Raw genomic sequence first — 19,176 nt, 5'->3', positions numbered from 1 at the left:
CTAAAAGAGAAATGGTATAAAGACGGCAGTCCATCTTCAGAGTGAAGAACATGAACAGGCCCCGCATCCTTTTTGTCTGCACCGCAAATGCAGCCCGCTCCCAGATGGCGGAGGGCTACCTGTGGGCGAAGTACGACGATAAATACGAGGCGTTCTCGGCCGGGTTCCGGCCCGCCGGCCGGGTGAGTACCCGTGCGATTGACGTGATGAAAGAGATCGGGATCGATATCTCCGGCCACCAGCCGAAGTCACTTGATACGTTTGCCGGTGTCACGCTCGACCTCGCGGTAACGCTCTGTGACAACGCCCATGCGGTCTGCCCGGTCGTCCCGTCCGCGAAAAGAACGATCCACCACGGTTTCCCCGATCCGCACCTGACACCCGGGACCGATGAGGAGATCCTTGATGGGTACCGGCGGGTGCGGGACGCGATCTGTGCGTGGATCGATGAGGCGTTTGCACACGGGTTGCCGGGATAAAAGCCAACCGCCCGCTTTTTTTTTCAAAACATTCATCATGCTCCGCTCCCACCATTGAACTATCCCGAAGCGTGGCTTTTTATGACCGGACCAAAAAAGAAGCGGGAGAACATCTACGCAGACTCGCTCGCGTTCCATGAAAAATATCGCGGCAAGATCGAGATTCATTCAAAAGTCCGGCTTAAAAACAGGCACGACCTCTCGCTTGCCTATACCCCTGGGGTCGGAGCAGTCTCACGGGAGATCGCAAAAGACAAAGAACTGGCCTGGAAGTACACGCTCAAGGCAAACACAATCGCGATCGTCTCGGACGGCTCCCGCGTCCTCTCGCTCGGGAACATCGGAGGATACGCCGCGATCCCCGTGATGGAAGGAAAGGCCCTCCTCTTTAAGAAACTCGCCGGCATCGATGCATTTCCCATCTGTTTTAAGAGTTACCACACGGGATTTGCCGACGACATTAAAAACATCGCGCCGGTCTTTGGCGGGATCGCGCTCGAAGACATCGCGGCGCCCAAGTGCTTCGAACTCGAAGAGGCGCTGCAGGGCATCGGGATCCCGGTGATGCACGACGACCAGCACGGGACTGCTGTGGTCGTGCTCGCTGCACTCTTAAACGCCTGCCGGGTGACAAAAAAGCGGTTCGGAGATTTGGATATCGTCATCTGCGGGGCCGGGGCGGCCGGCTTTGCCATCACCCGCATGCTCCGGCACATCGGCTACGACCCCGGGCTGTTCCCGAGCGTGAACGATATTATTGTATGCGATACGCAGGGGATCGTCCACCGGGACCGGGAGGGGCTGTACGCGAACAAGTACAAGTTCATCATCGGGGACGAGACAAATAAAACCGGGCGGATCGGTACGCTTGCCGATGCGATGGAAGGCGCGGATGTCTGCATCGGCGTTTCTGTGCCGGGGATTGTGACGCCGGCGATGATCCGCACGATGGCAGACGACCCGATCATCTTTGCGCTCGCGAGCCCCATGCCCGAGATTCTGCCAAAAGATGCCCTGCTCGCCGGGGCGGCCGTGGTCGGCACGGCACGGAGCGATTTCCCCAACCAGATCAACTACGCGCTCGCTTTCCCGGGCATCTTCCGCGGTGCCCTCGATGTGTCTGCGACCCGGATCTCCGATGAGATGAAATTCGCGGCTGCCCACGCCCTTGCCAGGTACGTGAAGCGCCCCAGAAAGGACTGCATCCTGCCCAAGGTGCTCAACCGGGGCGTGGTCAAGGCTGTTGCCGGGGCCGTGAGTGAGGCGGCGGTCGCCAGCGGATGCGCACGGGAATTCAAAGACACACCCGACTGATCGCTAATCTATGATTGCTCTCTTGGCTCGGGCCGGAGCACCCGACACACCTGCTCCATGAGCGCATGGTGGCGCCGGAGCTCGGCGCAGTACGTGCCGCTGCGGTCGCTTTTTTCAATATGCACCCACGAGAGCCCGCAGTCCGTATCCCAGAGCACGAGCCCTTCCGCCGGCGCCGGCTGGATCGGCCGGCTCACCGCTTCGTTGAGCAGCAGCCGGATCCCGTCTGCGTCCTCGTCGCCCATGCCAACGGAAAAAAGTGCCGCCGCCATGCACCGCACCTGGTGCCAGAGGAAACTTTCGGCCTTCACTTCGAGATACACAAACCGGCCTTCGTTCCCGATCCGGATTTCAAGAATCTTCCGCCACGGGTTCTTGTCGCCCACCCGGGCAAGGTTCGAGAAGTTGTGCTCGCCAAGGAACTGGGTAGCAGCCGCTTCCATTGCCTGTAAATCTTCCGGTGGTTCGGAATAGTAGTACCGGTACGTGCGCGACCGGGCATCATACCGGGGGTGGAACGTCTCCCCGACTTCAGCGGAGGCCGTGCACCAGAGATCAAGCGGGAGCTGCTGGTTGATCGCGCTTCGTGCCCGGCCCGGATACGATGTGGAGAATGCGACAACCTGCCCGCAGGCATGCACCCCGCGATCGGTCCGGCCGGCAGAGCAGAAACCTGCGGTCCGCCAGTCTGAAAAAAGATCGAGGCGCCGGCACGCGGCAATAAACTCGCCTTCGACCGTGCGGCTGGACTCCTGCTGCTGGGAGCCATAGAACCGGGTGCCGAGGTACGATACCCGGAATGCAAGCCTTACCGGACGCGGAACCGCCGGGTCAGCCGTTTGATTTTTCTCCATGTGTTGTTCAGCGACTGGCGGGTGTAGGTGCGCAGGGGCGTCTTTCTCCCGCCGCAGGAAACCCGCCCCGTCCGGATGGCTGTAAAGATGGCCTGCATATCCGGCTCTGCTTCGACAAACGTCCTTCCGTATCCCACGAAACGTACGTTGTGCGCATCGCTTCCTCCGACACAGGGCTTGTCCAGTCGTTGTGCGATCCGCCCTGCCTTCCGGTTGGCCGAACCGACGATGTACCGGCTGTTGAAAGCCTCGACTGCGTCCACGATGGTCATCGCAGCTCGTATCCTCCGGGCAACCCCGTGCCGCCACATGTGGTACGGGTGGGGAAGGATCACAAGCGCCCCCATGCGCCGGGCGATCCTGACCGTTTCGCGCACATCGAGCCCTGCAGGAATAATCTCGGTCACGCCCAGCACCAGCAGGTGCCCCTGAAGGGTTGAGACCTCGATCCCGGGGATCACAAGCACCGACGTCTGGATCGTGAGCGCCCGTTTTGCGCCGTCGACGCAGTCGTGGTCGGTGATCGCGATAGCATCGAGCCCGACCACCTCGGCCTGCCGTAGGATCTCCTCCACACTGCTCTCGCCGTCTTTGGAAAAATTGGTATGCACGTGCAGATCGCAGGTCAGCATCTGATCATAGTGTTTTTATCTCTCAGGTATTAAGGAAACTTATGCGCATCCTCCTCCCCACCGGCGCGGCAACCGCAGAAACGGTCCGCCGGGCGGCGACCGGCTTCGACGCCGATGTGGTGGTGACAGGGAAGATCGCCTCGTTTCTTACACCCCGGGCGCTCCGGGAGCTGATCGCGAAGGGCGCGTACGACGCCGTGGTTGTTTCGGGGATGTCTACCGTCTCCTTTGAGCAGGTTGAGCGCGAGACCGGGGTGCCGGTGTACCGGGGGCCCCGGCACGCGGCAGACCTCGCATGGATCCTCCCGCTGGTCGGGAAGATCCCGCTCTCGCGCACCGTTCCTGCGGAAGATTTCCTTGCGGCAGGAAAAGCAAAAGATGCGATGGCCCGTGTCACTTCAGCAGAGAAAAACGCAGAACCGGAGTTTGTGATCCGGGGCACGAAGATCGGCGGGAATTCCCGGATAAAAGTGCTCGCCGAGATCATGGATGCCCACCGCGTGGAGGGGATCGCGGGTCTTGTCGAAGCGTATTTTTCCCACGGTGCCGACATCGTCGACCTCGGTTTTGGCTTCGATGCGACCCCGGCTGACGTGAAACGGGTGTTCTCCGGACTTGAGGAGATTGATGGCCCGCTCGCGGTGGACACGCAGGACCCTGACCTGATCCGGGCGGCACTCTTCCGGGCCGACCTCGTGCTCTCGCTCCAGGATATCAATATCCCAACTGTGGGAAAGGACGTGGCCCGGGCCGGGGCGGCGGCGGTCGTGGTGCCGGGCACAAAAACACTCAGGGAAAACATCGCAAAGGCTCGCGGGACTGGCATCAGCTGCATCGTCGCCGATCCGCTCCTCCAGCCGATCGGCTCGGGGCTGGTCGCTTCGCTCCGGCAGTTCAGAGACTATGGCTGCCCACTCTTCTTTGGCGCGGGAAACGTGGTCGAACTCCTCGATGCGGACTCGGTCGGGGCAAACGCCCTCCTTGCCGGCATGGCAAAAGAAGTCGGGGCGTCTGTCATCTTCTCAAGCGAGCACTCGGACAAGACCCAGGGCTCGATCCGGGAGATGCGGAAGGCGACGGAAATGATGGTGCTGACCCGGGACCGGCCGTATCCCAAAGATCTCGGTATCGATCTGCTGGTGCTCAAAGAAAAACGGCGCCGACGCGAACCGCCGCTCGAATATGAAACGGCAACGGTGGCAAAACTGATGCCGGACGAGATAACCTATGACCCGAAAGGCAACTTCCGGATCGGGATCGAAGGTAACCAGATCGTTGCGGTGATCAACGGAAAGGCGGTGAAGGGAAGCCGGTGGCAGGACGTGCTCTTTACGCTGCTTTCAGAGGGGCATGTCTCGCTTCTCGACCATGCAGGATATCTTGGACGGGAACTGTACAAAGCGGAACTGGCAATACGGTACGGCAGGAGCTTCGAGCAGGACGGGGAGTTTTAAGGGGGATTATGTCGTGGGCTGCATTGGCACCCACTGCCCCCATCAACCCTTTTATCCCAAAACCTCCCCATCACTATACATGACCACACAGATTCGCGCATCCCACATCCTCGTGACCAATGAGGACGATGCAAACAAGATCTTGAAAAGGATCAAGGACGGCGAGGACTTTGCCGCAGTCGCAAAGCGATTCTCCTCCTGCCCGTCGAAAAAGAGTGGCGGGGATCTCGGCTGGTTCGGCAAAGGACAGATGGTTCCCGAGTTCGAAGAGGCCGCATTTGCCGCCGAACAGGGCGCAGTCATCGGGCCGGTAAAGACCCAGTTCGGGTACCATGTCATCAAGGTGACCGGGAAGAAATAACCCGGATCACGTGGCTGATGCAATACACAAATTACAAATTTTTTTCTCTGAGTCGCGGCCGCGATCATTTTTGGCGGGGCGGCAGTCCCTGCTCTGCAATTCCCGCAAGAGAAGATCCGTGAACTTTTTTATTTGATGGTTTTCCCTTTTGTTTTAGCAGACCACGTGAGAATTTTCACGCGGGTGCTGTTGTGCGGCACCGCATGCAGGGCACCCACCATTCAGGGAATAATCCCGCGCGCCCTGACCTGTTCCCTGCCGCAACAAGTCTTTCCGGCGGGGTCGCTGGTGACCGGGACCGCAGGGGCACATGGACCGGCAGGGTGCAAAAATCGTTCATAACCTTACATAAACCCGTACGGAAAATGGTTCCGGAATAGTCCTGAAGGGAGATTGACCGTTCCCGCTCGTCCCGAAAGGAACCTGCGAACCCCCCGGTTTTTTATTTCAGCCGCGGGATAACCGCACCAGTGATACTGCTAACTCACAGGTATGATCATTGACCTGTTTTTGCAAGTATTTGACCCCTCGCGTGGTTTCAATTTATACCATGACCGTTAAAAAAAGGCCGCGTATGACAACTGCCGGGAAAAAGCAGTTGCCCGAAAAGGAGTAATGCACAATGAAGAATTTGCGAAAATTCGGACTCATCACCGCGATCCTGTTGTGTGCAGCCATGGTCATGGTACCTATGGTCGCCGCAGCGGGACCCGGCCAGGGTTCTCAGCAGGGTACGAACCAGGGCAACAGCCAAGGCGGCCAGGGAGGAAATCAGGGCGATATGATGCTGCCGGAAAACGGGCAGAACACAAACTCCGGGTCAGATCAGAACCCGGGAAATATGACAGCGCCAAGCGGTCCCCCGGACAGAAATTTCGGGAACATGACCGGCACCATGCCCGGCCCAGGTGATGCGAACACGACTGCATACTGGAACATGGCCTGGCACAAAAAGGACAGAATGACCGCAGGCAACATGACGTTCTGCCACCCTCCAGGTGACGGCAACACAACCGCCACCGGTAACTGGACAGCACCAGATAACACGACGCTGTGCCAGCCCGACGGGGAAAACTCGTCCATTTCCAGTGGTAATATGACTGCACCCAACCCGGCGGACGGGAACGTGACGCCCCCCCAGGTCCCATCGGATAACGGTACCATAAACGGGCCCCAGGACCAGAACGGGAACAATGCCGGGGCGGGCACCCAGTCGGGACAGCAGCAGGGGATCAGCGCAAGTCAGACTCAGAGCCAGGACCAGAAGGACAGCGACCTGATTGCGGCTTTCTTAAAATGGCTCAAAGGCCAGACCGGCACATAATACCCTTTTAAAAATCTTTTTTCCCCGTGTGATATCAGAGGAAAGTTTCCCGGATCTACCGGGACTGTTCCTTATTACGGTGTTTTGCGAGCAATTTTTCTCATACCAGAACGAATGGATCGGTACAAGCGCCGGAACGCTTTTTTAATAGTGAACCACCATGACCATCCGCGGGATCAAAAAAGAACTTCTTTCACTGCTGCTTGAACTGGGCAAAAACAGCCACCCAAACGAGTTTGCCGCACTCCTCAAAGAAGAGGATGGGGTGATAAGCGAACTCAACCTCCTTCCCGGGACAATTGCCGGGAGTTCGTCTGCTTCCATATTCTTTGACATGATGCCGCTTGGCACCCACAACGCGGGAAGCGCCCACTCCCACCCGAACGGCGTGATCCGGCCCTCCAATGCGGACGTGAACTTCTTTCCCCGGGCGGGAAAATATCACCTCATCATCGGCGCACCGTACCGCGAAGGCGACTGGAAATGTTTTACTGCTGACGGCGAGCCCTGCGAACTTGCGGTGATCCCATGACCCCCCGGCGTGTCGTTGCCACCGGTACCTTCGACATCCTCCACCCGGGGCACCTTTACTACCTTCTTGAGTCAAAGAAACTCGGCGACGAACTCTTTGTGATCGTGGCCCGGGATGCAAACGTGAAGCACAAGCCCCACCCCATCGTCCCGGAGGAGCAGCGCCGGGCGATGATCGCTGCGCTCAAACCGGTGGACCACGCGATCCTCGGCGACCCGACCGACATGTTCCGGCCCATCGAAGAGATCCACCCCGATGTTATCACGATCGGGTTTAACCAGTACTTTAACGAAGATAATCTCAAACGCCAGCTAGCAGAACGGGAACTTTGTGCAGAGGTTGTCAGGATCGGAAGGTACGAGGACGGCGACCTCGCCAGTTCTCGCTTGATCGTCCAGCGGATCATCGAAGCACGCGGCAGCGATCAGCGGGGATAGAACGGGCAGTCCGTGGTCCTGCACTCGTTGTTCATGTCATAAAACGTACAGGTAACGTTCGGGTCGATTGGGATCTTCACGCCAAGGCTTTTCTCAGCAAACGCAACCGCTCCCTGCAGTGCAAGGAATGTGTTGCGCTTGCAGCAGCGCGGGCCGCCGTGCAGGGCGATGGTCGTGAGACTCTGTGCAACCACGAGGTTTGCCTGCTGCCATTCGTGGCGCGAGAGCGGCGTTGCGCCGGTCACAAGCGAGATGAAGATCCCGGTGCCCACCGCGGCGCCGCAGTCGCCCATAAACCCGCATGCCCCGCCCCGGATCATCCCGGCACGATCCCGTGCCACCGCGAGCAGGTTTGCCTTTTTATCCGGTTGCCCGACAACGTTGCAGTATGCCGCGAGGAGCACGGCAGGCACGAGGAAGTGGTGCTCGGGGCCGTGCATATTCACGACCGGGTTCTGCATTAAGGTGATCGCCATCCGGATCGGATCGGTCTCCGTTGTCTTTGTGCAGTACTGCTCTATCGCGTCGTCAGCTCCGAGCTGGTGGCAGCGATCGCAGACAAAGTGCCCGTCCACACAGAGAGCATTCGCCGTCTGGACCTGATGGCAGTACGCGCACTCGTGCTGCTCCGGGGACTCAAGGTAACGGAGCGGTTTGCCGCAGACCATGCACCCGGTACGGAAGTCAGTCATGGAAAATCTCTGTTGTCAAAAGAGAGGGGCCCTTTAAGGAAAAACTTTGTTGATCCTGGCAGGTATCCTCTGCATAAGGTGGCAAGCATGCAGAACTTCAGGGGGGGAAGATCGTGCACTGCGATCTGCACGCGATCTGGCTCGTCCTTGTCGCGCGAAATGATCAATGGCCCGCACGCATGCGGTGCGGTGGCGGCCCGTGATGGCGGCTTCTCCCGGAAAACCCGTGCAGGAGCGTACCGGAGTACTTTGCCGCAAACGATCCCACGAGGGAGGTCACGATCACCATCACGGCAATGGTAACCGCGACCGGGGGAGAGCCGTACAGCACGGCAAGCGCGATGGAGAACTCGCCACGGCCGATCGTGTTTGCCCAGATCTCAAGACCGGATTTTGCCGATCCATAGAGGTAGAGGCCGGTCAGCACACCGGAAATAAGTTTGCTGACGATGGCAAGGAGACAGATAACCGTAAGCACATAGAGACTCACATTGCCGGAGAGGTTGATGGTGATCCCGAAAAAGACAAAGAAGATCACAATAAATACATCCTTGAACGGGCGGGCATGCTGCTCAAACGCATCCGGGTCGGTCGTCGCAAACACGGCACCAAGGCCGATCACCATCATGGTGTCGGGAACCCCGAAAAAAACGGCAAATCCCGCAGTCGCGAGCACGGCAACAAACGTAAAGAGGACCGGCAGTTCATCGTCGCGGTCGAGGATAGAGACCAGAAATTCCTTGCCGTAATGGGCAAGCATGTAGAGTATCGCCAGCGCAAAGATGATCTTTGCGGCAAAGAAGAGCAGGTTCTGGTCGCCAGCCGAGAGGAGAGCAAGGACGATGATCATCGCGATATCCTCAAAGACCATCAGCCAGATAATGGTCTCCGATTCCCGCATCATGAGTTTGCGGTTCTCTACAAGCGAGGTAACTGCCATCGCGGTGCTGGAAATATAAAAAGCTGCGGCGACAATGAGCGCCTCGGTAAACGAAAAGCCAAGCAGGTACGCGGCCACAAAACCGATGAGCATGTTGACGTTGAGATCGATAATCCCGCTTGTAAGGACGGCAGACCGGTTCTCCGAGATCTTGTCGACCCGGAGACCGAGGCCCACGAAGAAGAGTAAAAAGATCAGCCCCATATCTGAAAAAAAACTGCTGATCTGGTCGGAGGCAACAAGCCCGAGGCCGGCCTGTCCCATGACAACACCGGCAATAATGTAGAACGGGATCGCCGGGAGGGTCAGGTACTTGCTCACGAGCGCAAGTATGAGGCAGACAAAAAGTGCGAGTACGATGCCTTCCATCAATCCACCATGATCTCGTGTTCGAATAACCTGAGCTGGTCGGTTTCCCCGATGACCAGCACGGCATCGCCGCGCTCAAACACGAACGATGGCGGGGGATTGATAATATTTTTGTCATTTCTTGAGACGGCAATAACAGTCGTCCCGGTCTTTGCCCGGATCTCAAGGTCTTCGATCGTCTTTCCTGCGACAGCAGCGGGGACAATGTACGTGTGGATGGTGACCCGGAGATCGGCAAGCGCAGAAAATGCGATCTCGACACTCTCCTGATCGGCCTCGATAATAGCCCCCGTAAGAATATTCCCGAGCCTCCGCGCTTCCACCGGGGTCATCTCGGCAGCGCTTGGCGTGTGGCAGCCTTTCTGGAGGGTATACATCTGGATGGTGCCGGTCTTCGTGAAAAATATCGCGACCGTATCGCCCTTATCAGTCTCGAATTCGTATTTTGTGCCGACACCGGGAAGATTGAGGGATCGAAGAGCCATAGGAGACATTAGAGAAATGATCCTAAAATATATTACTCCTTTGCCGGCACACCACTGACATTCTCCTTCTCTCTCCTGCACTCACCCCCAGTGGAACGAGGGGGCGGCCGGATCCTGAAAAATGCCAAGATCTTCCATCGCAAAACCGGCCAGGAAAACATCCCATATGTTCCAACAATGATCGAAACGGTGGAAAGGGCTCATGAACCGACACACTCATCACGCCACAACATGCACCCACCGCTCCTTGCGGTAGGACAGATCTTTTGTGAAACGAAAGGGAACAGGCATATAAAACAAAAGAGTTATCATTCCGAGAATCCTTCTTCAAAAACGCAATGAACCTGATATCCCTTCTCACAGCATTTGTGCCATGGATAGCGTTCACCCTTGTCGCTGAAGCTCCCCTGGGTAGTCCCCTGATGGGTCTGACCCTCGCCTTTGTTGTCGGTATCGTGCTCACTCTCCTGACGAGTTACCGGCAACTGCTCCAGGGGTATATCCTTTCTGTGGTAACGCTTGTTTTTTTCGTTGTGTTCTTCATCCTGATCATCGGATTGAAGATGTACCCTCTCGCGAGTTACATTTCGGTTCTCTCGATGCTGATCCTAACGCTCGTCTGCTGGGCGACGATGCTGTTCAGGTTCCCCTTCACCCTCCAGTATTCACGGGAAGGCGTGGACCCCGAACGTGTCAAGAGTGCACCATTCATGCGGGTAAATTATATCATCACCGCAGTATGGGGAATTGCATTTACCCTCAGCACGGCTATTGATGCTTTCCTGCTGCTCCGGCCTGACCCGGGCCTTATGTTCTGGGACAACTTAAAATGGGTCTTCATGGTAATCGCTATCGTCTTTACCGTGTGGTATCCGGCATACGTCCATAAGCAGAGGGCGTTGCAGGCACTGGCAGAGCATTCTGATATCTTAAAAAAATTTAACGCTAAAGTTTCTGGTACGTTGAAAGGACGTCAGGAATAAAATCCGGGAACATGAAACGGGGCTCGTTCCCTTCGGATAACTATTTTTATCGACAGAACGGGAAATGTTATAAAAACGAAAATTGTGTGGGCGTGAGGAGGGGTGAGAGGATCCCGCTCATGCATCTGACACAGATATCATTCAAGGGTTTTCTTTTGAGAGGCCGGGAGGACTACGGTTCGTGCCGGACTGATTCCAGGCGCATGAACTTCTTTTTAGGGGTTTTTCTGCCCTCCCTGTACCTACTGTTGAAAGACCCGGGGTTTAAACCCCGGACCGGGCGGGGTGAAAGTGATTGTCAGTCGAGTTCCATCGATGGTAAACAACGATCAGCAGAACAGATCCTTTTTTGCCTATCCATGATGATAAATAATGATAGATCCGCGATCTCTTTTCGCGCTCGTCCGTAACAACCCGGGAACGGGTCAGAGGAGTTGGTGATCATCGCTGAAATCCCAAAGGAAGAGTACATAAAAAAATGCACGTCCGCGTGCGCCGGGTGCAGTTCGTCCCTGACGCTGCGCTACGTATTAAAAGCTGCCGGGCATGACACCGTGCTCGTGGTGCCCGCGTGCTGTACGAGCGTCATCCAGGGGATCTACCCCAACACCGCGATGAACGTGCCGGTCTACAACGTCGCGTTTGCCGCGGCTGCTGCATGTGCGTCGGGTATGACCGAAGCGTTCCAGGCACAGGGCAAAAAAACCCACGTGATCGTGTATGCCGGGGACGGTGGGACGCTCGATATTGGGATCCAGTCGATGTCGGGCGCCTTTGAACGGGGCACCGATTTCCTGTATATCTGCTACGACAACGAGGCCTACGGGAACACCGGTATGCAGCGCTCGGGCGCGACACCTCTCGGTGCAAAGACAACGACCACCCCGACCGGCAAGACAGTGGAGAAGAAAGATATCGATGCGATCGCGGCTGCCCACCACCTTGAATACATGGCAACCGCATGCAGCGCGTACCCGCAGGATATCTACAAGAAAGTCGCAAAGGCGCTCACATTCAGGGGCCCGACCTTTATCCACATCCTCGCCCCCTGCCCGCCCGGCTGGCGGTACCCGACCGAGAAGACAATCGAGATGGGAAAACTCGCGGTGAAGTCCGGGATGTGGGTGCTCTACGAGCGCGAGCACGGGAAGCTTTCCATCAGCGCCCCTTCAAAAGCCGCAATGAAAAAACCACTGCCACTCGAAGATTATCTCGCCCCGCAGGGACGGTTCAAGGGTATCGATGCAAAGTCGCTTGCAATCCTCAAACAGCGCCTTTCTGATAACCTCAAAAAACTTGCCGCCGAGGAGGCGCAGGCATGAAGGAGATAGCAACGGGGAACAAGGCGGTCGCAAAAGCCGTCAAGCAGGCACTGCCGGATGTCGTCGCCGCGTACCCGATCACTCCCCAGACCGAGATCGTCGAGACGATTGCGGATTACGTGACAAGCGGCCAGATGAAGAGCCGATACATCCCGGTCGAGAGCGAACACTCGGCGATGGCAGCCTGCATTGGCGCGAGCATCACGGGCGTGCGGACGTTTACTGCGACGAGCGCACACGGCCTCCTGTACATGCACGAGATGACCAACTGGGCGGCGGGCGCACGGCTCCCCATTGTGATGGCAAACGTGAACCGGTCGCTTGGCCCCGGCTGGAACATCTGGGCCGAGCATACCGATGCGATGCAGGAGCGTGACACCGGCTGGCTGCAGGTCTATGTCTCAACCGTGCAGGAAGCTTACGATACGACCCTCATGGCGTTCCGGATCGCGGAACATAACGATGTGCTGCTGCCGGTGATGGTGAACCTCGACGGATTTGTCCTCTCCCATATCATGCAGCCGCTGGACACCGTGGATCCCGGGGACTTTATCCCGCCGATTCACCTGCCCCACGCGATCGACCCGAAGCACCCGACCAGCTATGGCGGCCTGACCGGGCCCGACCAGCACTTCAAATTCCGGTGGGAGATCGAGCGCTCGATGCGTGACTCCGAAAAAGTGATCACCGCGACCGAGAAGGACTTCGCGAAGCGGTTCGGGCGGAGCTACGGGCAGACTGATAATTACCGGTGCGAAGACGCGGACGTGATCCTCATTGCGATGGGGACGCTCGGGAAAGAGGCCGAGGTCGCCATCGATATCCTGAGAAAAGAGGGGATAAAGGCCGGCTCGATGCGCCTGCGCTGGTTCCGTCCCTTCCCGAATCTCGACCTTGCGGGAAAAGAGGTCGTCGTGATCGACCGGGACTACTCGTTTGGCTACGGCGGCATCGTCGCCCACGAGATCATGGCAAAATGCCATATTGATGTCTATAGTGTGATCGCCGGCCTTGGCGGCCAGGAGGTTACGTACGACGACATCGCGGAGTTTGTCCGTAAGCGTCGTATCGGCCATGAGTTCTGGTTCGGGGTGACGACCCATGTTTGAGATCCGTATCCATTCCCGGGGCGGGCAGGGTGGCGTCACCGCTGCACGGCTCCTTGCGACTGCGGCGCTCCATGACGGCAAGTACGCGACCGCCTGCCCGTTCTACGGCGCCGAGCGTCGGGGGGCGCCGGTTGTCTCGTTTGTCAGGATCGACGACCACCCGATCAAGGTCTACAGCCAGATCCGGGACCCTGACCTTGTCGTGGTGCTCGATGCGAGCGTCATGGAGACGGTTGATGTCCTGCACGGGCTCAAAAAAGGCGGACGGGTGCTCATTAACAGCGCCCATACGCCGGAGTTTGCCGGGTACACGACGTTCAATGTTGATCTGACGGGGATCGCCCTTAAAGAAAAACTCGTGGTCGCGGGAAGCCCGATCCTCAACACGCCGGTGCTCGGGGCGCTCGCAAAGATGGGGATCGTCACGGTTGACTCAGCAAAGACCGCAATCCGGGGAATGTTTACCGATGAACGCAACGTCAAAGCTGCGGAATCTGCGTACCAGGAGATGAAGATATGAGCAGCGCGAAAAAACACGACCGGCTTGCAATAAGCACACCGACCGAAGGGGCCGCGGGACAGACCGGGTCGTGGCGGGTGTTCAAGCCCGTGGTCGACAAGGAGAAGTGCAACGAATGCGGGCTCTGTTCGATGTACTGCCCGGACGGGGCGATCGATGACGAACTCATGGTCGACCTCAGGTTCTGCAAGGGCTGCGGGATCTGCGCAAACGAGTGCCCGAAAAAAGCCATTACCATGGTGCGGGAAGAGAAGTAATTCCGCAAACAGATTTTATTTCTTTGGGGGGCAACCCGGCACCCTGTGCAAAAAACAGGAGACAACCCATAAATTTTCCCGGTTGTCAAACCGTGTTACGATGTTTACTTAGATTCAAGCCGAAACTTTTTTCATCCCCTGACCGAATATCCCCTGTCAGGAATGAGAGTACATGAACCACAGATATTTCGGAGACACACGGGATCTCTTCAAGTTCGATCTGGTGCGCCATATCATGAAGTCATTGCCCGAACTGGAAGGCTTTACCTTCGTCCCGATGCTGACCGAAACGAATGATACCAAAAACCGGAAGAGCGCCGGGTATAACGATCTGGACACTGCATATCGCTCCGGAAAAGCCGGCAGCCAGAACCGGGAACTCAAAGACCATTTAGAGCGGCTCCAGGAGATCTCGGATGATGTTGAGTATCTCGACGAAATCGGGACCTATTTTACCAGGGAAAAGATCCGGATCGATATTTCCGGCAGGCAGAAATTCACCAGCAGGAACCATGACTCTTATTTCAAGTCCATCTTTGATGCGTTTCCCAAAAACTCCCTGATATTTTTAGACCCGGACACCGGCATCTCGGATACCAGGGCCGACCAGAATCACGTGCTCCTGCAAGAGGTAAAAAAGATCCGCGACCGCATGGACATGGGATCGGTTCTGATGATCTACCAGCATTTTCCCCGGGTAAACCATGATAAGTATGTCGAGCGCCACTGCATGCAGTTAAAAGAACGTGCCGGTTCAGATCCGGTCACCATCACCGACAATGAGATCGTTTTTTTCCTGCTCGCAAAAAGCCAGAAACTCGAACACCGGCTTAAAAATACGCTTGAGTGCTATGCCGACACGTACCCGGGGCTCAGCACGTACTGCGATGCATAAATTTTCGTGACTTTTTTTTTAGAGAGGTTACGGGCAGGTACCTGAATGGCCCGTGACAACACCCGCTGACCTGCCATCGGTCGGATCGCCTGCCATATATTCAAGATCGAACCGGTAGAGATGCGTGAACCGGCAGTTCCGGCACTTTACCGTGATGGAACGGCAGCTGACCGTGATATCATGAGGGCCTGACACGCCGCAGTTCCGGCACGCTGCCGCAACAGCAAGAGACCAGACCGGCCAGGCTCCGGGCCCGGCCAACCTCCCGGCTTCATCCACATCTTCAATCCGGGGCACAAAAACCCGGGTCGCTCCGCAGGCCTCGCAGGTGACATCGGCCCGGTTGGGCATCGCCTGGATGTGCTGATCTGCCACCTGCCTGCAGTGGTAACAGTCGGTGCGGTAATTCGTGCTGATGAACCGGTCGCTCATGAAAGATGGTGCATCCCGGGTATCATTAACCTGTCGCAAGAGAAAACCCGGCTGACCAGTCACCAAATCAGATCCCGGATAAATGCAGCGAGAACATTCCATGCACCATACATTGAAGGTAATTTTTGGATCTGAATAAGATTCAGCCGTAAAAAAGGTAAATTTATTTAATTATGGACATTTCATGTGTACACCATATGAAGTTACTCATGGGATTTATTATCCTTCTGGTTGCACTGGTGGCGATCACCGGCTGTACACAGACCGCATCATCTTCTGCACAGACCACGACGGAAACAACGGCTCCGGCCACTGAAGTCACCACGATAGCTACCCCTGTTGCTACCACAGTGGAGACCACAGTACCGGTCACAAACGAAACCATTGTTGCAAATGTGACTGCACCAGCGGCAAACGTAACTACCGTGGCAACTGTCGCCCCCGTAAATGTCACGCCAACGGTCACTGCCGCTTCAGGAGTTACAAAGGTCCATATCACCAGCACCGGCTTTACCCCTCAGACCGATGTCGTGCTCCCGGGTACTGGCATCAGCTGGGTAAATGACGACAACGTCACCCACTCGATCAAGATGATCGGGAATAACACCGGCATGTTCAACTCCGGGGATATAATCCCAACCGCATCGTTCCAGTTTAACTTCGGTGAAAACACAGGTACGTATACCTATGCCTTTGCAGATAACGCGACCATCACGGGAACGATCATCGTCAAGGCAGGTTGCACCCTTACCGGCTGTTAAATCTTCTTATTTTCTCTTTTTTTCGGGAAGTACCCCCACCACACAAAGTCTTTGTAAGAATGTCGCACGTAAAGCCATGTGTTTCTGTTTTCCAATACTATCCTGATACGGATTGGGATGCCCCGTTTTTTTGTAAATCCGTGTGGCTGAACACCAATGCCGGACTCCGGCAGCAGCGGTAACGAGGGGGGCCACATCCTCCCGAGGTGCCTAACGTAAAGGTCAGAAATAACGGCCGGATCGCGTAGCAGAAAATTTGTTCGCAGGATTGTACGCGACTCTTCGGAAATGCAAAAAAACTCAAAACGGAAAAAATGTCGGGAAAATAAAAAAGGGGGGACTTAGTAGTCGCCCATGCCAGGCATACCGCCCATTCCACCCATGCCGCCCATTCCACCCGGGGGCATGCCACCTTCGGGTGCTGCGCTCTTCTGGGATGCAATGACATCGTCAATGCGCAGGATCATGATGGCTGCTTCGGCGGCAGATGAGATTGCCTGGGTCTTGACACGGAGCGGCTCGACAACGCCAGCTGCCTTCATGTCAATGACCTTGCCTTCGTAGACATTAAGGCCGTAGGTCTTCTTGCCCTTCTCGTGCGCTGCACGGATCTCGACAAGCATGTCGATGGGGTCAAGTCCTGCGTTCTCTGCAAGGGTGCGCGGGATGATCTCAAGGGCTCCTGCAAATGCCTCGATGGCGAGCTGGGCCCTGCCGCCGACACTTGCCGCGTACTCGCGAAGCCGGAGCGAGAGCTCGGTCTCGGGTGCACCGCCGCCGGCGACAACCTTCTTGTCCTCGACAACGACCGCAACAACGCGGAGTGCATCGTTGATCGCACGCTCGAGCTCGTCAACGACGTGCTCTGTGCCGCCGCGGACGATGATGGAGACCGCCTTCGGGTTCTTGCACTGCTCGACAAAGGTCATCTCTTCTCCGGAGACCTTGCGCTCTTCGACGAGTCCGGCATGGCCGAGCTCGTCCTTCCCTATCGCGTCAATCGAGGAGACGAGGCTGCCACCGGTTGCCCGGGCAAGCTTCTCCATGTCGCTCTTCTTGACACGGCGGGCGGCGAAGATGCCGGCCTTTGCAAGGTAGTGCTGTGCAATGTCGTCGATACCCTTCTGGCAGAAGAGGACATTTGCGCCGCTTTTGACAATCTTGTCCACAATGCCCTTGACCATGCGCTCCTCTTCATCGAGGAATGCCTGTAACTGGTCGGGGTGGGTGATGTTGATCTCGGCGTCGACTTCGGTCTTCTTGAACTCGACGGCTGCGTTTAAGAGAAGCAGCTTGGCGTTTGTTACCTTCTTTGGCATCGCCGGGTGGACACGCTCCTTGTCGATGAGTACACCCTCGACGATCTCGGAGTCGTCGATGCTGCCGCCGGTCTTCTTCTCGACTTTGATGTTGTCGGTGTCAACGGTGCCGTCTTCATCAGCGACCATGGTGACTGCCTTGACAACGAGGTCACAGAGCTTGTCCTTTGAAGCCTCTGCGCTCTTGCCGGTCATCGCGGTCTCGGCGATCTTCTTGAGCATCGCCTTGTCGGTTGCCTTGACGTCGAACGCGATGTCCTTTAAGAATTCCTGGGCCTTCTCTGCGGCCTGCCGGTATCCTGCGGCGATGATGGTCGGGTGGACATCCTGTTCGAGGAGTGCCTCGGCCTTCTTTAAAAGTTCCCCGCCAATGACGACTGCGGTGGTAGTTCCATCGCCGACCTCGTCATCCTGGGTCTTTGCGACCTCGACCATCATCTTTGCAGCCGGGTGCTCGATGTCCATCTCTTTTAAGATGGTAACGCCATCGTTCGTGATGACGACATCGCCGATGGTGTCGACAAGCATCTTGTCCATACCCTTGGGGCCGAGCGTGGTTCTGACTGCATTTGCCACTGCAATTGCAGCGGTAATGTTCATACCCTGTGCATCGCGGCCGCGGGTGCGGTTGGTGCCTTCCTTGAGAATAAGGATCTGTTGTCCTCCAAGTTGTTGAGACATTAAATTATCACCACTTTTAGCAGTAAAAGTGGTTTGTGGTTCTATATAAAAGTTCTCTAAAAAAATCAGTCGCCCAGCATGTCGAGGAGCTCGAACCCGTCCTCGATTGCATGGAGGCGGTCCTCGCCGATCACGAGCGTCCGCCCGATCTTTTTTTCGTGATGGTAATCGGTGATGATACACATCGCGTGCTTCTTTGCGATCTTTGAGAGGTTGCTGATGAGCGCGGCCCTTTTCACTACTTTCTGTGCCGTTCCGTAGCCGGTGAGGATCGTGTGCTTTTCGAACGTGAGGAGCGCCTGGAACGGTGCGCCCCGGAGCGTGTGGAGTTGCACCCCGAGCTGTTCGAGGAATTCTATGGGGATGCCCGGGACCGACCGTTTCTTTGATGTTTCCGGCCCGGATTCTGCCGGTTCGCGCTTCACAATATCTATGGACTCGACCACGCCGGTATTGAAGTACTCCTCGATCCTGATCGCGACTTCAAGTGTCGTGCCCATCCCACTCTCGTACTTGCTGATCGTGCGCCGGGACACCCCGAGCACCTGCCCGAGATCGCCAAGCGACATGCTGCGCCGCTCCCGAAGTTCCCGCAGGGCGTCACCGTTGATATTCACGTACAGACCTCCAGGAGAGGCGTAGACGAGTGGCGGAATCTTCTCCACAAAATAATCGTACAGCGTTGCGATGCTGATCGCGTAGATGCCGTACCTGACATAGACTGCCCCCCGTTCGAGCTCGGCCTCGCGGGCGCGTTCGCCCACGATCAGGGGCACGCCACCCAGGTGCTCCGCGATCGCATCCAGATCGAACGCGGCTTCCTCGCTTACCGAGTCGATATGGGTCACGACTTTCATGACAAGCAGGGTCCCGTTGTCGCGTGCGATGAGATCAAAACTCCTCGGCCGTAGGGTAAACTTCTCGGATACCTCAAACCCCGCCGATATCATCACACTCGTTACCAGTTGGAGCTGGCGTTCCTGGGACATGTAGTTACAAATGGATGGAGCGTGCCCATATATTA

Annotated in this window: 22 protein-coding genes; 14 read left to right on the top strand and 8 right to left on the bottom strand. The window is 56.7% G+C overall.

Annotated elements, in window-relative coordinates; translation table 11 throughout:
- The first annotated feature begins 50 nt into the window (after positions 1 to 50).
- Positions 51 to 479: an arsenate reductase ArsC gene (locus WCE46_RS08360; protein WP_424733239.1), complete on the top strand. Its 429-nt coding sequence runs from the start codon at positions 51 to 53 to the stop codon at positions 477 to 479.
- A gap of 81 nt (positions 480 to 560) precedes the next feature.
- The gene (locus WCE46_RS08355; RefSeq protein WP_424733238.1) at positions 561 to 1,793 is read left to right on the top strand and encodes an NAD(P)-dependent malic enzyme; all 1,233 of its coding nucleotides are present in this window, start codon (positions 561 to 563) and stop codon (positions 1,791 to 1,793) included.
- Between the two features lie 8 nt (positions 1,794 to 1,801).
- On the opposite strand, the gene truA is transcribed toward WCE46_RS08355, so the two are convergent.
- On the bottom strand, positions 1,802 to 2,647 hold the full coding sequence (gene truA, locus WCE46_RS08350) for a tRNA pseudouridine(38-40) synthase TruA (RefSeq protein WP_424733237.1): 846 nt from the start codon (positions 2,645 to 2,647) through the stop codon (positions 1,802 to 1,804).
- A complete protein-coding gene (locus WCE46_RS08345) occupies positions 2,602 to 3,279 on the bottom strand; it encodes a CehA/McbA family metallohydrolase (protein WP_424733236.1) in 678 nt (225 codons plus the stop codon). Before WCE46_RS08345 ends, truA begins: the two co-directional genes overlap by 46 nt.
- Before the next feature lie 41 nt (positions 3,280 to 3,320).
- Between WCE46_RS08345 and WCE46_RS08340 the strand changes: the two genes are divergently transcribed.
- From WCE46_RS08340 to WCE46_RS08320, 5 genes are all read left to right on the top strand, one after another.
- A complete protein-coding gene (locus WCE46_RS08340) occupies positions 3,321 to 4,733 on the top strand; it encodes a dihydropteroate synthase-like protein (protein WP_424733235.1) in 1,413 nt (470 codons plus the stop codon).
- Between the two features lie 79 nt (positions 4,734 to 4,812).
- The gene (locus tag WCE46_RS08335) at positions 4,813 to 5,094 is read left to right on the top strand and encodes a peptidylprolyl isomerase (RefSeq protein WP_424733234.1); all 282 of its coding nucleotides are present in this window, start codon (positions 4,813 to 4,815) and stop codon (positions 5,092 to 5,094) included.
- A gap of 622 nt (positions 5,095 to 5,716) precedes the next feature.
- A complete protein-coding gene (locus WCE46_RS08330) occupies positions 5,717 to 6,418 on the top strand; it encodes a hypothetical protein (RefSeq protein WP_424733233.1) in 702 nt (233 codons plus the stop codon).
- A gap of 160 nt (positions 6,419 to 6,578) precedes the next feature.
- Entirely contained in the window at positions 6,579 to 6,950 is a 372-nt protein-coding gene (locus tag WCE46_RS08325) for a Mov34/MPN/PAD-1 family protein (protein ID WP_424733232.1), read from the top strand.
- Positions 6,947 to 7,387, top strand: a complete 441-nt coding sequence (locus tag WCE46_RS08320) for an adenylyltransferase/cytidyltransferase family protein (RefSeq protein ID WP_424733231.1) — start codon at positions 6,947 to 6,949, stop codon at positions 7,385 to 7,387. Before WCE46_RS08325 ends, WCE46_RS08320 begins: the two co-directional genes overlap by 4 nt.
- Here WCE46_RS08320 and WCE46_RS08315 read toward each other — a convergent pair.
- From WCE46_RS08315 to WCE46_RS08305, 3 genes are all read right to left on the bottom strand, one after another.
- Positions 7,375 to 8,079 carry a DUF5714 domain-containing protein gene (locus WCE46_RS08315; RefSeq protein ID WP_424733230.1) on the bottom strand — a complete coding sequence of 235 codons (705 nt, stop codon included), beginning with the start codon at positions 8,077 to 8,079 and terminating at the stop codon, positions 7,375 to 7,377. The two genes, WCE46_RS08320 and WCE46_RS08315, sit on opposite strands and share 13 nt — an antisense overlap.
- Before the next feature lie 163 nt (positions 8,080 to 8,242).
- Positions 8,243 to 9,388 carry a cation:proton antiporter gene (locus tag WCE46_RS08310; RefSeq protein WP_424733229.1) on the bottom strand — a complete coding sequence of 382 codons (1,146 nt, stop codon included), beginning with the start codon at positions 9,386 to 9,388 and terminating at the stop codon, positions 8,243 to 8,245.
- Positions 9,388 to 9,873, bottom strand: a complete 486-nt coding sequence (locus WCE46_RS08305) for a cation:proton antiporter regulatory subunit (RefSeq protein WP_424733228.1) — start codon at positions 9,871 to 9,873, stop codon at positions 9,388 to 9,390. The genes WCE46_RS08310 and WCE46_RS08305 overlap by 1 nt, the downstream gene beginning before the upstream one ends.
- A 338-nt stretch (positions 9,874 to 10,211) precedes the next feature.
- Here WCE46_RS08305 and WCE46_RS08300 point away from each other — a divergent pair, with 338 nt between their 5' ends.
- The 6 genes from WCE46_RS08300 to WCE46_RS08275 all read left to right on the top strand — a co-directional run bounded on the left by WCE46_RS08300 (position 10,212) and on the right by WCE46_RS08275 (position 14,959).
- Positions 10,212 to 10,856, top strand: a complete 645-nt coding sequence (locus tag WCE46_RS08300; protein ID WP_424733227.1) for a hypothetical protein — start codon at positions 10,212 to 10,214, stop codon at positions 10,854 to 10,856.
- A 443-nt stretch (positions 10,857 to 11,299) separates the two neighbouring features.
- Complete coding sequence (locus tag WCE46_RS08295; protein ID WP_424733367.1) at positions 11,300 to 12,178, top strand: thiamine pyrophosphate-dependent enzyme; 879 nt, start codon at positions 11,300 to 11,302, stop codon at positions 12,176 to 12,178.
- Positions 12,175 to 13,287 (top strand): transketolase C-terminal domain-containing protein, encoded by a 1,113-nt coding sequence (locus WCE46_RS08290; protein ID WP_424733226.1) that lies wholly within the window; start codon positions 12,175 to 12,177, stop codon positions 13,285 to 13,287. The genes WCE46_RS08295 and WCE46_RS08290 overlap by 4 nt, the downstream gene beginning before the upstream one ends.
- On the top strand, positions 13,280 to 13,807 hold the full coding sequence (locus WCE46_RS08285) for a 2-oxoacid:acceptor oxidoreductase family protein (RefSeq protein WP_424733225.1): 528 nt from the start codon (positions 13,280 to 13,282) through the stop codon (positions 13,805 to 13,807). The genes WCE46_RS08290 and WCE46_RS08285 overlap by 8 nt, the downstream gene beginning before the upstream one ends.
- Positions 13,804 to 14,064 (top strand): 4Fe-4S binding protein, encoded by a 261-nt coding sequence (locus WCE46_RS08280; protein ID WP_424733224.1) that lies wholly within the window; start codon positions 13,804 to 13,806, stop codon positions 14,062 to 14,064. The genes WCE46_RS08285 and WCE46_RS08280 overlap by 4 nt, the downstream gene beginning before the upstream one ends.
- A gap of 172 nt (positions 14,065 to 14,236) precedes the next feature.
- The gene (locus WCE46_RS08275) at positions 14,237 to 14,959 is read left to right on the top strand and encodes a hypothetical protein (protein WP_424733223.1); all 723 of its coding nucleotides are present in this window, start codon (positions 14,237 to 14,239) and stop codon (positions 14,957 to 14,959) included.
- Between the two features lie 27 nt (positions 14,960 to 14,986).
- Here the strand turns inward: WCE46_RS08275 and WCE46_RS08270 are convergent, their stop codons facing one another.
- Positions 14,987 to 15,391 carry a hypothetical protein gene (locus tag WCE46_RS08270; RefSeq protein WP_424733222.1) on the bottom strand — a complete coding sequence of 135 codons (405 nt, stop codon included), beginning with the start codon at positions 15,389 to 15,391 and terminating at the stop codon, positions 14,987 to 14,989.
- 197 nt (positions 15,392 to 15,588) lie between these two features.
- Here WCE46_RS08270 and WCE46_RS08265 point away from each other — a divergent pair, with 197 nt between their 5' ends.
- On the top strand, positions 15,589 to 16,152 hold the full coding sequence (locus tag WCE46_RS08265; protein WP_424733221.1) for a cupredoxin domain-containing protein: 564 nt from the start codon (positions 15,589 to 15,591) through the stop codon (positions 16,150 to 16,152).
- Between the two features lie 341 nt (positions 16,153 to 16,493).
- On the opposite strand, the gene thsA is transcribed toward WCE46_RS08265, so the two are convergent.
- Together thsA and WCE46_RS08255 are read right to left on the bottom strand one after the other, a co-directional pair.
- Entirely contained in the window at positions 16,494 to 18,152 is a 1,659-nt protein-coding gene (gene thsA, locus WCE46_RS08260; protein ID WP_424733220.1) for a thermosome subunit alpha, read from the bottom strand.
- Positions 18,153 to 18,217: 65 nt separating this feature from the next.
- Positions 18,218 to 19,141 (bottom strand): transcriptional regulator, encoded by a 924-nt coding sequence (locus tag WCE46_RS08255; RefSeq protein ID WP_424733219.1) that lies wholly within the window; start codon positions 19,139 to 19,141, stop codon positions 18,218 to 18,220.
- Positions 19,142 to 19,176 lie beyond the last annotated feature (35 nt).

The sequence above is a fragment of the Methanoregula sp. genome (assembly GCF_049690535.1).
GTDB lineage: Archaea > Halobacteriota > Methanomicrobia > Methanomicrobiales > Methanospirillaceae > Methanoregula.
Note: the sequence above shows the minus strand (reverse complement) of the source record. Positions and strands in the feature narration are given on the sequence as shown.

Coding starts and splice junctions, on each gene's coding strand:
- WCE46_RS08360 (WP_424733239.1), top strand. CDS start 51: ATGAACAGGCCCCGCATCCTTTTTGTCTGCACCGCAAATGCAGCCCGC.
- WCE46_RS08355 (WP_424733238.1), top strand. CDS start 561: ATGACCGGACCAAAAAAGAAGCGGGAGAACATCTACGCAGACTCGCTC.
- truA (WP_424733237.1), bottom strand. CDS start 2,647: ATGGAGAAAAATCAAACGGCTGACCCGGCGGTTCCGCGTCCGGTAAGG.
- WCE46_RS08345 (WP_424733236.1), bottom strand. CDS start 3,279: ATGCTGACCTGCGATCTGCACGTGCATACCAATTTTTCCAAAGACGGC.
- WCE46_RS08340 (WP_424733235.1), top strand. CDS start 3,321: ATGCGCATCCTCCTCCCCACCGGCGCGGCAACCGCAGAAACGGTCCGC.
- WCE46_RS08335 (WP_424733234.1), top strand. CDS start 4,813: ATGACCACACAGATTCGCGCATCCCACATCCTCGTGACCAATGAGGAC.
- WCE46_RS08330 (WP_424733233.1), top strand. CDS start 5,717: ATGAAGAATTTGCGAAAATTCGGACTCATCACCGCGATCCTGTTGTGT.
- WCE46_RS08325 (WP_424733232.1), top strand. CDS start 6,579: ATGACCATCCGCGGGATCAAAAAAGAACTTCTTTCACTGCTGCTTGAA.
- WCE46_RS08320 (WP_424733231.1), top strand. CDS start 6,947: ATGACCCCCCGGCGTGTCGTTGCCACCGGTACCTTCGACATCCTCCAC.
- WCE46_RS08315 (WP_424733230.1), bottom strand. CDS start 8,079: ATGACTGACTTCCGTACCGGGTGCATGGTCTGCGGCAAACCGCTCCGT.
- WCE46_RS08310 (WP_424733229.1), bottom strand. CDS start 9,388: ATGGAAGGCATCGTACTCGCACTTTTTGTCTGCCTCATACTTGCGCTC.
- WCE46_RS08305 (WP_424733228.1), bottom strand. CDS start 9,873: ATGGCTCTTCGATCCCTCAATCTTCCCGGTGTCGGCACAAAATACGAA.
- WCE46_RS08300 (WP_424733227.1), top strand. CDS start 10,212: ATGAACCTGATATCCCTTCTCACAGCATTTGTGCCATGGATAGCGTTC.
- WCE46_RS08290 (WP_424733226.1), top strand. CDS start 12,175: ATGAAGGAGATAGCAACGGGGAACAAGGCGGTCGCAAAAGCCGTCAAG.
- WCE46_RS08285 (WP_424733225.1), top strand. CDS start 13,280: ATGTTTGAGATCCGTATCCATTCCCGGGGCGGGCAGGGTGGCGTCACC.
- WCE46_RS08280 (WP_424733224.1), top strand. CDS start 13,804: ATGAGCAGCGCGAAAAAACACGACCGGCTTGCAATAAGCACACCGACC.
- WCE46_RS08275 (WP_424733223.1), top strand. CDS start 14,237: ATGAACCACAGATATTTCGGAGACACACGGGATCTCTTCAAGTTCGAT.
- WCE46_RS08270 (WP_424733222.1), bottom strand. CDS start 15,391: ATGAGCGACCGGTTCATCAGCACGAATTACCGCACCGACTGTTACCAC.
- WCE46_RS08265 (WP_424733221.1), top strand. CDS start 15,589: ATGAAGTTACTCATGGGATTTATTATCCTTCTGGTTGCACTGGTGGCG.
- thsA (WP_424733220.1), bottom strand. CDS start 18,152: ATGTCTCAACAACTTGGAGGACAACAGATCCTTATTCTCAAGGAAGGC.
- WCE46_RS08255 (WP_424733219.1), bottom strand. CDS start 19,141: ATGTCCCAGGAACGCCAGCTCCAACTGGTAACGAGTGTGATGATATCG.